This is a genomic window from Kitasatospora sp. NPDC087315, from assembly GCF_044744345.1.
GTDB lineage: Bacteria > Actinomycetota > Actinomycetes > Streptomycetales > Streptomycetaceae > Kitasatospora.
Window position 1 is genome coordinate 68138 of record NZ_JBIUYD010000032.1, and the last position, 12806, is coordinate 80943.

Consider the following 12806-nt stretch of genomic DNA (forward strand, 5'->3'; position numbering starts at 1 on the left):
GATGCGGCCCGGCGCGCGTCCTCGCCGCCGTACAGCCGACGCCGCAATGGCGGCCCGAGCTGGAATCCCGGCTCTGGCCGGCGCCGCCAGGCGCTCGCCATTTGCGGCTCGCGGGCTGTATTCGGCTGGGTGTGGGGGGCCGTCAAGGTTACGATCCCGACCGTGAGTAACGACCCGGGCCGTAATTCGGCTACCTGCGCTGACGTGCTGTTTGATGTGCTGCCGGAGAAGCCGGCGGCGCCGGTGTGCGTGCGGCCGGGCTGTGGGAAGCCGGTGCCGGTCGCCGAGTCCGGCCGGGGCCGGCCCACCCTCCACTGCTCGCGCTCGTGCAAGTCGAAGATGGCCCGAGCCAAGGCCAAGGCCAAGGCCGCCGCCGAGGCTGCGGGCCGGACGGTCCCGGAGCAGCCGGCACCGGCGCCGGAGGGCGTCCGGGCCGCGATGCTGGGCCACCTCGCCGCCATGGAGAGCACGACCCGGGCGTTCCTCACCGTCGTGGACACCGACCCGGTGGCCGCGTACGAGGCGTTCTATCAGGAGTACCTGCGGCTGGAAGCCCGGGTGCGGGCGGCGGCGGCCGACGCGCGCGACGAGGTCCGCTGGCCAGGTCTGACCGGGGACGAGCTGGAGCTGCGCCGGGCCGAGGAAGACCTGATGCGCCCGGACGTCCTGGCCCGCGTCTCCCCGCGCGTCTTGGCTTCTGCGGCTCGGGCCGTAAATGCGCCCGCGGCCGGGGCCGAGCCGAAGCCCGGAGAAACGGCCCGAGCCGCAAATGCCGCCACCGTGCCCAGCCCCGGCAGACCCGGGACAACGGCCCGGGCCGAAATCCGCACCGCCGCCGTGCCCGCCCCGACTGCCCCGGCCGAGCAGCGAGCGGAGGCATTCGAGGCGCTGCGCCGCGCCGCGTGCACGATCCCGACGAGGCGGTTCGGCGAGCCGGACCGCCTCGACGACCTGGACCTGACGGTCGGTGAGGGCTGGCTGCTGGCCTCCTGGGACGACCCACGAGCCGAGGACGTCCACCAGCTGCTCTACCGGGGCCGGCCGGTCGGCTGGACCGCGCCGCTGCCGGACGGGCCGTGGGGGCAGGCCGGGCACATCGCCGCCGCGCACCGCGACGCCCAGGCCGCGGACATCCTGACCGATCCCGCCAGCGGGATCCGCACCCACCGCTCCGTCGGCCAGGCCCTGGACGTTCTGCACCGCGCGCACATCGACCGGCTGCGCGCCGAGCGCGCGATGCCCGATGTGCCGCACCTGGCGCTCAAGCGCCCGACCGGCTGGAGCCTGCCCTCCACCCGCGGCCTCGGCGACCCCGACCGCGCCGCCCTCGACGTCGGCCTGGTCCACCTCACCTGGCCCGACCACCCGGGCGTCCAGGAACTCCAGCGCGACGGCCGACCCGTCGGCTGGATCGAGGAGTACGACGTCCAGCGCGGCACCTGGACCGCCCTGATCGACAGCAGCATCGTCGCCAACGCCGCCAGCGGCGAACCCTTGCGCTGCCCCGACGCGGATGCCGCCCTCGCCCTGCTGCGCCGGGCACTCGGGGAGCACCTCACCCGCTGGTAGGCCGAGCGCCCGCCGTCCTGCGTATCCCCTGGTCCAGGACGCGTTTCCCCTGGACGCGGTCCACAGGCCCGTACTCCGCCGAACCGCGCCGGGCGGCTCAGCGATCGGGGGTCGCGGCAGTTGCCTGACCGTCACCGGAGCGGTTGTGGGTCATGTAGGGCACCGCCGTGATGAGACCAAAGGAGACCCGCCGATGAACTGTCTGCCGCACGATCCGTACATCGACGCCGTGATCCGGGCGATCCGCGAGGCCGGGTACAACACCGGCCCGGACTGCTCCACCGAGTACGACACCGACGACGGCGCGGTGATGTGGATGGAGGCGTTCGTCGACCTGGGCGACGACGGCCAAGACGGGCCCGGCCGGGTCGCGCTCGGCTGGAGGCAGACTACCGGCTGGCTCGGCGTCTACTACGACGGGCGCGGCCGGTACGACGAGGAGTCGTCCGGGTTCTTCGCCGACGACTGCGTGCTGCCAGCCCCGGCTGCGGTCGCCGCCGTGGTCGGGCAGTGGTTCAACGGCGGCACCGTGTGGCCGGTGCCGGGCGCCGATGACACCACGCCCTCCGACGGTCCGCTGCCCGCTCTGCTCGCCGAGGCCCTGGAGGCCGGCGACGTCACCGCGGACCTCGCGGTCCGGCTCGCTGCCTACTGGCCTACCGCCCCGACCGCCTCGGAGTGATCCCGGTCACGGACAAAGCGGGAGGACAAGGCCCTTGACCGGGGCGAATTGGGCGGGACAACACGCTGGTCAAGGGGTCGGACAAGGGGTGTGGTCAGGCCGCGGACAAGGGGGTGGTGTGCATCGTCGGCGGCACCCGGGCGCCGGTCCGGGTGCCGGGTCGGCTACCACGCAGGCCCCGGCTTCCTGCTGACGGAAGGCCACTCGATGACCACCACCTCGCTCGCCGCGCCCGGTCCGGACGACGGCGACCAGACCGCCGACCACCACCAGGCCGACCAGGCGGAGACCTCGCCCGGCCGGGCCAAGGGCCCCGGCGCCGCCTCCGCGGGCACCTCCGCCGGCACCTCCGTGCCCCCGACAGCCGCTGAGCCTGTTTCCGCAGGCCAGCAGCCCCGGACAAGGGGCCGTCAGCGTGGCGACAACCCTCTTCCTGCCGCTGCCGAGGTGCGGTGGAAGGCGGACTCGACGGAACCGGTGCGGCGTGGGGTCTTGGTGTCGCTCGGCCTGTTCCAGCGCGCCACCGCGAGGGAGCTCTGGCATCTGGTCCTGCCGGGACAGCGCAACGACAAGGCCACCCGCGACGCCCTGGTCGACCTGGAGGCCGCCGGGAGGGTGCGCGAGGAGCTGCGCCTGCCGGACAACCGCAAGCTGTGGACCCTGACCGCGGCCGGCCGCCGCGAAGCCGCCCAGTTGCTCCCGGCCGGGACGAAGCTGTCCAAGCTGCGCACCGAGCGCGACGGCCGGGCAACGGCGTTCTCCGAGCACGCCCTGGACGTCGTCGCCACCGCCGGCCTCCTCGCCCGCGCCGGGCTCGGGTACCTGGAGGCGTTCTCCACCGAGGTCGAGCACCCGATCCCGCACCGCCGCTCCCTGTTCACCGACCTCGTGCTGCGCGACCCCGGCTCGGACGTGCCAGTGCTCCTGGTCGAGGTCGACCGCGAGAACGAGGGCGTCGGCACCCTGGTGGAGAAGCTCACCTCCTACCGCACCTGGTGCGAGCTCCCGGCGAAGGGCACGGCGAAGGCCGAGTTCGAGGCCTCGCTACGCCGCCGGGGTGCCCGTACGCACGGCCTGCGGCTGTGGCCCACGGTCTACCCGCCGACCGGCCGCGAGGGGCTGCCGCCGGTCGCCCTGGTCCTGGAGGCCGGCCGCAAACGCGACCGCCCCGGCGCCAAGCGGCTCACCCCGCAGCAGAAGAAGGAGAAGGCCAAGCGGGACCATGAGCGCCTGCTCAACCGCATGACCGAGGTCGAGACCGCCTCCGAGGACATCTGGCACGCCCCCGCGTACGGCGGCGACGCCGTCCACGCCCGCGACCACCACCGCGCCCTGCCGGTCGTGGCCACCACCCTGCCGCTGCTGCGCCGCCACGGCGCAGACGCCCGGGTCTGGTACCGCTTCGGCCGGGACGGCTGGCACATCCTCACCGACGCGCTCGACAACCCGGACGGCGACGAGCTGCTGGCCGTCGAGCGGGCGGAGGCGGACCGGGCCCGCCGGGCGCGGGAGGCGGCGGAGCGGGAGCGGCGCCGCCCGGCCTGCCGCCGCTGCTCGGCGCCGTTCTCGGACGAGCGGTGGGAGGAGAAGGAACGGGGCTGGCACGACGACGGGCTGTGCGCCGGCTGCCGCCAGGCCGACGCCGACCGGAAGGCGGGGGAGGCCGCCGAGCGCGAGCGGGCTGCCGCCGAAGCCGCGGCCGCCGAGGCGAAGCGCACCAGCTCCTGGTGGCGCCGGTCCTGACCCGGCCCTGTCCCCGGTGCAGGCCGCTGACCTGCATTGGGGAGTTTCAGCACCCCCGCTGACCTGCGATGGGGAGTTTCGCCCCGGGGCCGCCGGTGAGTTTCGGGTGTCGTCGCAGGTCAGTGGCCGGTTAGAACGGACTGCGGTACGCCGTCCGGGTGGCGGCGGGGTTCGGCGGGATGGCGTGGTGGGCAGAGCCTTCGGCATGACGACTCCCACCCGGCGCCGCCGTCGGCCCCGCCGTTCGGACGCCTCCCTCGACCCCGCTGCCCTGTGCGCCGTGCGGCCACCGACTTCGGCCCGGTCGCGCGGCGGCGGGTGCTGCCGAACCTGGACCAGCGAGCACATCTCCCCGGGCGGCCTGGTCGTCCGGACGACCTGGCACGAGCCCGTCTGCGCGACGTGGGGCCGGCCCCCCGGACTGCCGGAGTGATCGGCCGTTCCGGACCGGCCGGCACCCGGGCCGGATAGGCTCGGCGCATCGTCGACGCGGAGGGGTGGACCGATGACACAGCCGATCCGATACGGGCCGGATCCAGTGGCCGAGTGGATCATCGACACGTGCGGCTGGCAGGACCAAGCCCGGGTGCTCCGCGGACACCTGCCGTCCCAGCTCCGCGTCGCCCACGACGCGGACGGCTGGTGGATCGGGATCGACGCCTTCGCCCCCTACCGGCGCGTCCAGCTGTGCGCGGGCCGGATCGCGGACGACGGCACGGTCGCTGACGTCTCGGCGTTCCTGGACGGCACGGTCGACGCCACCGACCGCGAGGAACTCGCGCGAGCCGTCCAGGAGCTGCGCAAGCGCCTGGAGGCCCCGCAACCGCCGAACCGATGGGCGGCCGAGCGCTACGGCTTCCCCAAGCCCTGACCCGCCGTCACACATTCGAGCGGACTTCCCAGCCCTGTCGCCGGGAAGGCTTGCCCCCGTGACCGACACCAACCTGTTCCAGCCCGGCACCACCGTGCTGCGCCGCGACGTCCACGCCGACCGGGTGTGGACGGCGATGCCCCAGCGGGTGGTCGACGACACCGGCCACGTGCTGACCCTGGCCTACTGGCCGGGGATCGAGAGCCTGGCCCCGACGACCTGGATCACCGCGACGCGCACCGGCGACGACACCACCCGCAAGCAGGGCCTGGACGACCTGGCGGCCGGCACCTGGACCCTCGGCCGCTACCAGTGGGAGGGCACCGAACTGCTCAGCCACTTCCTGGCCGGCGAGTGGTTCTCCGTGCACTGCTTCCAGGACGCCACCACCCACGAGCCGCTGCGCTGGCACGTCAACTTCGAGAAGCCCTACCAACGCCACTCCGGCGGCATCGACACCCTCGACCTGTGCCTGGACCTCGTCATCACCCCCGACCAGAAGGGACACCACTGGAAGGACCGCGACGAGTACAGCCAGCTGCGCCGCCTCGGCCTGATCGACGACTACCTCCACCACCAGGTCGAGCAAGCCCAAGGGCGGGCGATCGCCATGCTCGACAACCGCACCGGACCGTTCGCCGCCGGCTGGCCCACCTGGGCACCGGATCCGGCCTGGCCGCTGCCGACCCTGCCCGACGACGCCGACTCCCCGGCCACTCGACGGTGACCGCGCCGATCCCCGTGCGGGTGTGCGCGGTCCTGGTCCACGACGGCCGGGTGTGTCTGATCCGCCGCCAGCGGGAAGCCGGCCTCAGGCCGTCGGCGCCGACTACTTCTCCCTGGGCACCTCGGCGGGCGCTGGGTGAAGTCCGGGCACCGGCGGCCCCGCTTCGCGGCGCCACCGGCCGGGGAGGAGGGGCGAGGGGGAGGGCGCCCGGGACGGCTGGCGGCTCACCGCGCCGGTCCGCTCACCGCCTACAGCTCGGTCCAGCCGCACGCCCGCCCGACGCGGGCGCCGAGCGGGTGCCAGATGGGTGCGGCCGGGCCGCGCTGGATGAGGTCCTCGATGCGGGCGGCGCCGGCCGGGACGGCGGCCAGCATCTCGGCGACGGACGGGTTCTCCTCGGCGGCCAGGCGCAGGTCCGCCACCGCGCCGCGCACCCCGGAGGCCGCCGTGCCGACCAGGACCACCAGCAGCCGGGGGAACGCTCTCCACCGCCGCTCCCACGCCCGGCCCCGGCCCTCCGGGCCTGACTGCTCCCACAGGGCGGCGCAGGCCGCCAGCTGCGCCGCGGTCTCCTCGGCGCCGACCCCGGGGCGGTGCCGTTCGACGAACGCCCGCAGCCGGTGCCGCTCCTCGCCGGTCCCTGCGGTGTACGCGAGCTCGGCGGCGGGCCGGTACACCCCACCGTCCTCGACCGGTAGCTCCGGGGCGGGGAGGAGGTCGAGCGGGCCGCAGGCCTCGCCCCGGGCGCGGGCGTCGGCGACGAAGGCGGCGTGGATCCGGCCGACGTCGAGCAGGTGCTCGCGCCCGTGCCTCACCGCGAGCTGCTCGGCCTCCGGCACGGCGGCCGGGCGGCGGGCCTCGGGGAAGGTGGCGGCGACGGCGGAGCCGGCCGCGGTGAGGTGCCAGGCCTTCGCCCGGCCGGCCTGCGGCAGGGTCACGAACTCGGCCAGGCCCTCGGTGTGCAGGCGGGCCATGCGCTTCTGGGTCTGCTTGATCCCGGCTGCGCCGCCGTGCAGCTGGTGGAGCTGCTCGGCGGTCGCCAGCGTGAAGCGGTGAAGCGTGACCAGGACGTCGTGGTCGGTCTCCAGATCCCCGTGCACGAATGTGCTCCCTCAGTCCGAAGCGCGGGCTTATCCCGTGCTCGGAGAATGGAACCCCACGAAACTCACCGGATTTCTCACCATCAAGGTTGGTAGCTCATAACGATTTGGCAACTTCCGGCATCAAGGTATCCCGTGTTCTAACCGGTCCGAAATGCGGTCCGTAATCCCGTCCGCCAACCGGTCCCGACCTTGGGGCCCTTGGTGGCCCGGTTGGCACGTCTCTGACCTGCTGGTATGGCCATCAAGGTGCCTTGGTGAGTTTCCTTGATGGCCTATCAAGGAAACTAACCGATACCTTGGTGGGCCTGGTGAGTTTGCCGGAACGCTTCCGTTGCCCCTGCCGTTTCCCCCTCCGCTGCCCCTACCGGCCACCTCGCGCCCGGAAGGCGAATCAGCCCAGCTCAGCGCCCAAATCCGGGCCGCCGCCGCATTCTGACAACCCTCTTCTCCCGTCTTTCTGCTTTTGGTTTTGGTTTGTGGTTGTGGCGTTGTCGGTTGGTCGGTTCGGGTTGTTGCACCTGCGGTGGGCCTTTCTCTTTTCTCGCGTCCGGCTGGTGCCGGCCGCTCGCTGGTCGGGGGCGGCGGCGGGGGCCGGAGAGGGGTGGTTGGAGCGGGTGCGGCGCGCGGGTCGGGAACGGGCTTGGCCGCTGTCGTGGCGGCCGGATATCCCTCGAAGGCAATGCCCGACCATGACCACCGGGAGAAGCCCGTGAGCACCCGTCAGAGCCCCGCCGAGCCCGACGACAACGACGACCAGGCCGACGCCGTCGGACCGGCCCGACCGGGCCGCACCGCCTACCGGCGCGGCGCCGCCAACCCCAACGGCTCGACCACCGCCCTGCGCTCCGACGTCCTCGGCGCGCTCGGCGTCCTCAAGGTCGCCACCGCCGACCAGCTCCAGCGCCTGCTGCGCCCCGGCGCGGCGTCGAACAAGGCGGTCCGGCAGGCGCTCGGCGACCTCGCGCTGCACGGCCTGGTCGCCTCCGACGGCAACACCCGCAACCGCCACAAGACCTGGCGGCTGGAGGGCACGGCCGGGCTGGAGGCGGCCGGGCAGGTGCTCGGCCTGCCCCGCGCCGACATGGGCTCCACGGCCCGGGGCGCCGGACGCTCCGGCGCCCAGCACGCGATGGCGGTCAACGAGACCGTGCTCGCCTTCGTACGGGGCGGCACCGCGCCCGAAGCCGCGGGCGGGGTGGGCACCGTGACCGACTGGGCGACCGAGGTCGAGTTCCTGCTGCCGGGCGGCCGGCGCAAGGTACGCCCGGACGCGGTGCTCCAGGCCCCCGAGATCGGGGTGCCGGTGCTCATGGTCGAGGTCGACCGCTCCACCATGGCACCGGAGCGGGTCGCCGCGAAGTTCACCGCCTACCGCGAGCTGTTCCGCACCAAGGTGAAAAGCACCGACCCCGCGCTGGCCGACCGTGAGTCGGCCGACGGCACCGTGCACTGGTGGCGCCGCACCTGGCCCGGCCACACCCGGCCCGGCTACCCGCCCGTCGCCCTGGTCGTCACCGGCGCCGGACCCATCGCCTTGGCCAACCGCCAGGAGGCCGTGGCGGACCTGTCGGCCGAGATCTGGCGCGGGCAGGGGTACACAGTCCCGCAGGACGACAACGACGGCGACGGCTGGCGCGAGTACGACGACGCCGTGCCCATCCTCGCGACCACGCTGGAACTGCTGGCCGAGCACGGCCCCCTCGGCCCCGTCTGGTGGCGCTACGGCCGCCCAGGCCAGCACTCCCTGCTCGACGCCCTGGAGAACCCGAACAACCGCGCCGCCTACAACCAGCGCCAGAAGGCCCGGGAGAAGAAGGCCCGCCAAGAGCACCGAGAGTGGATGCGCACCCTCGCCTGCGCCGACTGCGGCAAGGTCCCCAAGGAGGAGAGCACCTGGCACTACGGCCCCGACGGACGACAGGTGGAGTGGATCCGCCTCCCCGGCGGTCGCTGCTGGACCTGCCACCAGGAACACACTGAGCGCCTGGAACGGGAGGCCGAAGAGCAGCTGGAGGCCGCCCGCACGGCCAACGCCGCGCTGCGCCCGTGCTGGACGTGCCGGGGCTCGATCGGCGGGAAGGAGGACTCGAAGCTGGAGCTGCGCCAGGAGGCCAGCCCCGACCGGCTGGAGTGCCTGCAGTGCGCCAGCGACCGGGAGACGGAGAAGCTGGGCCCGCTGCTGCTGCCCGCCCCGACCAAGCGCGAGCAGATGGCCGCCCTGCTCTCCGCCCCGGACGATCCGTGGTGGGAGGTGCGGGTGCTGCATGCCAAGCTGTACCCGGTGAAGGACCGCGCTGCCTGAGTGCCGGCCACCGCGCAGCTGTCGCGGGGGCTGTCGCGATCCCCTGTCGCGTTGGGGGCTGTCGCGCCCTGTGACCTGCGCGGATGGGTGCTCACCCCCGTGCCAGGTCGGGGCGCGACAGCCGCGTGCGACAGGCGCCGTCGGGGTTGGGGTGCCGATCGTTCAGCTGCTGGAGACACCACCTTCCACGCCCGGCGCTGCTCGGCCTGCGGCGGCCCCCCTCAGCACCCCGGCCGCCGACCGCAACACGGGGTGCAACACAGGGTGCAGCAAAGGGGTGCAACGCGGCCCGCGTTGCACCCCTGACCTGGGCATTCACCCCTTCCGAAGGGAGGCCGGGCCGCGTTGCAGCGGGCGTGTTGCACCCCGCGCCCCGGCCCGCGTCCGGCTACTCCCAGCGCATGCCCAGCTCGGTGAGCCGGGCGGCGCGGGCGGCGGGAACGGCGGCGCGCCTGCTGCGGCTGTTGGCGATGAACAGGCCCAGGCTGACCTCCACGGTGGTGCCGTCGGCCAGCAGCAGCGTCTCCTTGTGCTTGCGCGGCACGTTCAGGTTCCCCTCCCGCTCCCGGTACTGGGCGGCGGTCGCCAGGTTCCGCTGCTCCTTCTCCGCGTGCGTCACCTTCGCGGCCGGCTTCTGTTCCGGTGCCAGGGGTTCGAGTCCGAGGACGTGCTCCAGTGCCCACTGCTGGGCCGGGACGAGCTTGTCCCACCCGGCCTGCTGCGCGCGGGCCCACCCGGCCAGGTCCTCGCCCTGGACGATGATGCTGCCCGGCTCGGCACCGGCGAGCGTCCCGCCGGCCTTGATGTGGTGCCAGGCGAGGATGAAGCACCGCCGCCACTCCACCGGCCAGGCCGGGCACCACCCCGCGTCGATCTCGTCGAGGGCGGCCTTGCGCTCGGCGCTCAGCGCGCCGGTCCAGTCCAGGCCCTGCTCGCCGGCCTCGGCCCGGCGCTGGAGCGCCTCGGTGCGCCGCTGGGCGGTTCGCAGGTTCTTCATGATGGTCCCGACCGGCCGCCCGCCCCAGACGGCCTCGTTGGGCGGGCAGGCGTGCCCGTGCTCGGCCGCGTACCCGGCCACCGCGGCCAGGTTGTCGGTGAACGCCGTGTCGAACGCCGACCACACCATCCCGAGCGCGTCCAGCTCCTTGACCCGCTCGGCGTCCAGCACGTCGGCCGCCTTGTACCGGCGCTGGTCGGCCACCCACACCCCCAGCCGGTGCCCGGACGGCGCCCGGTAGGCGTACGGCACCTTCACGTCCCCGAACGCCTCCCGGTAGGCCAGCAGCTCCTCCAGGCCCCGCCGGAACTCCGCCCGCTCCGGCTCCAGCACCCGGGTCCGCACGAACGCCGCGATCACCGCCGGATCCCGCTCGCTGGAGAACTGGAGCAGCTGCGCCTCCCCGCTGGCGGACCGCAGCGCGTCCGGCTCCCCGGCGTGCTTCGGCTCCCTCGGCGGCCGCGTCTCGGACTGCGGCATCGCCAGCCGTTCCACGGCGGCCGCGTCGTGCGCCCGCAGCGCCATCAGCAGCTTGGACAGGCCGTCGTAGGCCCGAGAGGTCAGCAACTGGCTGCCGTTCTCACCGGCGCCGAGCAGGACGGGCACGACGATGGTGGCTACCTTCCCGCTGCCCGGCTTCATCCGCAGCGCCCGCCCGACGGCCTGGACCAGGTCGACCATCGAGCCGCGCACGTCCGCGAAGAACACCGCGTCGCAGTCGAAGGTGTCCACGCCCTCGGACAGCACCTTCACCGAGGCCAGGATGTACCGCAGCAGCCGCCACCCGTCGTCCCTGACCAGCGACGCGAACGTGCCCAGCACGGCCCGCCGCTCGGCGGAGGTGTGCTCGGCCTCCAGCCACGTCGTCCCGATCAGCGCCGGGTCCGGGTGCAGCGCCGGGTCCTGTTCCCACAGCACCCGCGCCACCTCCGGCAGGCCGGTGCTCAGGGCCCGGGCCTCGGCCACCATGTGGTGGAAGGACAGCACCCGGGAGAGGTCCCACTCCGAACAGGCGGTCAGCAGCGCCGTCTGCAAGGCCGCCAGCCGGGCCCCCCGGTACTCCACCGACCGGTCACTCGCACCCCGCTGCTCCAGGCCCTGGAGGACGGGGTCGGAGACGTCCACGCACAGGATCCGGTACGGGGCGATCACCCCGTCCGAGATCGCGGTCCCGAGCGGGTAGTCGTGGGCGATCGGCCCGTACAGCGCCTCGTCGTCCATGCTGGCGATCAGCTCGGCCGACTCGATCCCGGCCGCCGCCGCCCGCTCCCGATCCGACTCCTTCACCGCCCACAACCGAGCGGTGGCCGTCATGAACAACCTGCGGTCACAGGGGATGCGGGCGTTGTCCAGGATCGCCGCCCACGGCCGCCCGGCCTGCCCGGACGTCCGGTGCGCCTCGTCCACGATCGCGAGCGAGAAGGCCGGCAGTCCGGCCTGGTGGGCCTTCTCCAGGTGGCCCAGTCCCAGGCTGGCGTAGGTGGCGAACACCGTCACCTTCCCCGGACCCGCCGTCCACTTCACCAGCTCCGCCGGGTCGGTGGTGCAGCGCAGGCCCACGGGCTGCTCGTTGCCCACCAGCGAGCAGAGCCCGACCATCAGCCCGCCGTGGCCCTCGCGCTGCCAGACCTCGACCGTCTGCTCCAGCAGCGGCAGCGAGGGCACGATCACCAGCGTCCGCTCCGAGCGGAGCCGCCCGGCGACGTGAACGGCCGTCAGCGACTTGCCCGAGCCCGTCGCGGCCCGGATCTGGCACCGCAGCCCCTCCGGCGGCACCAGACCCGACGCCGGAGGCGTCAGAAGTCGTACTGCCGCGTCGCACGCCTCTTCCTGGTTCAGGCGCAATTTCTTCGCCATAATGACTGTCTCCCTTTTCCGGAATTCATGCGACGCGACAGGAAAGCCGCTACGGTCTCTTTCGAGGGCGTTCCGCTATTCGGTTGGCCCGTTTCCAGCAGTGCCAGATCAGCCTTCGGGCTGCCAGGGGCCCCGCCCGCTGTGCAGGTCATCGGCCAGCTCGTCGTGCAGCGCGTGGGCGCACTTCGTCACCCACTCACTCAGCTCGGCCACCCGCTCGAAGTGGGCAATCAGGAGGGGCCCGGCGATGGCGAAGCTGTGCGGCTCCTGCTCCATGTCGTCGGCGATGCCCGGGAACATCCGCAGCACCCGCCACAGATCAACCGGCGCCGCCTTCTCCGGCTCCGGCAGCTCAATACCGTCAGCGTCTCGTACGATCACAGCACTCACCATCCATTGAGGAGTCACATCCGGGCCCTTTCAAGAGGCCCAGACCCAGCCGATCCAGCGGGCTCCAGAGCCGCACGGAGCCTGTCCAACAATCCAGAGTCTAGCGGGCTGCTGTCTTTGATGCACGAGAACGGGCGAAGCCCGCCCCACCATCACCCCAACGAGTGACCCCACCCCATGACCACCCATCACCCAACCACCCACTCAAGGCGCGAAGCGCCCCCACCCACCACCCCAGCCAGCCCGGGCGAAGCCCGGCACCACTCCCCACCCCACCAAGGGCCGAAGGCCCCACCCTGACACCCACCCAAACTCCGCAGCGAAGCGCGGAGTTGACCCACCACCACCCACGCCCGCGCAGCGCCCGCTACCCCCGCCCGATCGGGCGCAGCCCGATCCGGCCGGCGCAGCCGGCCCGCTGTCCGCGCGCAGCGCGGGCCAGCCTTCGGCGAAGCCGAGGGCCCCGCTCCGAAGGGGCGGGCAGTACCGGCGCCAAAGGCGCCGCGCAGCGCCGAAGGCGCAAGCAACCCGGGCCGAAGGCCCGTGGTTACCCGGCGTAGCCGGG

9 protein-coding genes are annotated in these 12806 nt (G+C 73.5%); 6 read left to right on the forward strand and 3 right to left on the reverse strand.

Going from position 1 to position 12806, the window contains the following annotated elements; translation table 11 throughout:
* The first annotated feature begins 339 nt into the window (after window positions 1–339).
* The 5 genes from ACIO5D_RS34045 (at window position 340) to ACIO5D_RS34065 (ending at window position 5592) form a co-directional block, all read left to right on the forward strand.
* On the forward strand, window positions 340–1569 hold the full coding sequence (locus ACIO5D_RS34045) for a hypothetical protein (RefSeq protein ID WP_400799964.1): 1230 nt from the start codon (window positions 340–342) through the stop codon (window positions 1567–1569).
* Between the two features lie 193 nt (window positions 1570–1762).
* Window positions 1763–2251, forward strand: coding sequence for a hypothetical protein (locus tag ACIO5D_RS34050; protein ID WP_400799967.1), 489 nt, complete (start codon window positions 1763–1765; stop codon window positions 2249–2251).
* 207 nt (window positions 2252–2458) lie between these two features.
* Window positions 2459–3994, forward strand: a complete 1536-nt coding sequence (locus tag ACIO5D_RS34055) for a replication-relaxation family protein (RefSeq protein WP_400799970.1) — start codon at window positions 2459–2461, stop codon at window positions 3992–3994.
* 505 nt (window positions 3995–4499) lie between these two features.
* Window positions 4500–4865: a hypothetical protein gene (locus ACIO5D_RS34060; RefSeq protein WP_400799973.1), complete on the forward strand. Its 366-nt coding sequence runs from the start codon at window positions 4500–4502 to the stop codon at window positions 4863–4865.
* 58 nt (window positions 4866–4923) lie between these two features.
* Window positions 4924–5592: a DUF402 domain-containing protein gene (locus tag ACIO5D_RS34065; protein WP_400799975.1), complete on the forward strand. Its 669-nt coding sequence runs from the start codon at window positions 4924–4926 to the stop codon at window positions 5590–5592.
* A gap of 248 nt (window positions 5593–5840) precedes the next feature.
* Here the strand turns inward: ACIO5D_RS34065 and ACIO5D_RS34070 are convergent, their stop codons facing one another.
* On the reverse strand, window positions 5841–6692 hold the full coding sequence (locus ACIO5D_RS34070) for a replication-relaxation family protein (RefSeq protein WP_400799978.1): 852 nt from the start codon (window positions 6690–6692) through the stop codon (window positions 5841–5843).
* A 712-nt stretch (window positions 6693–7404) separates the two neighbouring features.
* On the opposite strand from ACIO5D_RS34070, the gene ACIO5D_RS34075 reads away from it, so the two are divergent.
* A complete protein-coding gene (locus tag ACIO5D_RS34075) occupies window positions 7405–8997 on the forward strand; it encodes a replication-relaxation family protein (RefSeq protein ID WP_400799981.1) in 1593 nt (530 codons plus the stop codon).
* Window positions 8998–9385: 388 nt separating this feature from the next.
* Here the strand turns inward: ACIO5D_RS34075 and ACIO5D_RS34080 are convergent, their stop codons facing one another.
* Together ACIO5D_RS34080 and ACIO5D_RS34085 are read right to left on the reverse strand one after the other, a co-directional pair.
* A complete protein-coding gene (locus tag ACIO5D_RS34080; RefSeq protein WP_400799984.1) occupies window positions 9386–11851 on the reverse strand; it encodes a Helicase associated domain protein in 2466 nt (821 codons plus the stop codon).
* A 108-nt stretch (window positions 11852–11959) separates the two neighbouring features.
* Window positions 11960–12232: a hypothetical protein gene (locus ACIO5D_RS34085; protein ID WP_363615110.1), complete on the reverse strand. Its 273-nt coding sequence runs from the start codon at window positions 12230–12232 to the stop codon at window positions 11960–11962.
* Window positions 12233–12806 lie beyond the last annotated feature (574 nt).

Excerpts from the sequence above, each read along its gene's own strand:
- ACIO5D_RS34045 (WP_400799964.1), top strand. The coding sequence starts at position 340 with ATGGCCCGAGCCAAGGCCAAGGCCAAGGCCGCCGCCGAGGCTGCGGGC.
- ACIO5D_RS34050 (WP_400799967.1), top strand. The coding sequence starts at position 1,763 with ATGAACTGTCTGCCGCACGATCCGTACATCGACGCCGTGATCCGGGCG.
- ACIO5D_RS34055 (WP_400799970.1), top strand. The coding sequence starts at position 2,459 with ATGACCACCACCTCGCTCGCCGCGCCCGGTCCGGACGACGGCGACCAG.
- ACIO5D_RS34060 (WP_400799973.1), top strand. The coding sequence starts at position 4,500 with ATGACACAGCCGATCCGATACGGGCCGGATCCAGTGGCCGAGTGGATC.
- ACIO5D_RS34080 (WP_400799984.1), bottom strand. The coding sequence starts at position 11,851 with ATGGCGAAGAAATTGCGCCTGAACCAGGAAGAGGCGTGCGACGCGGCA.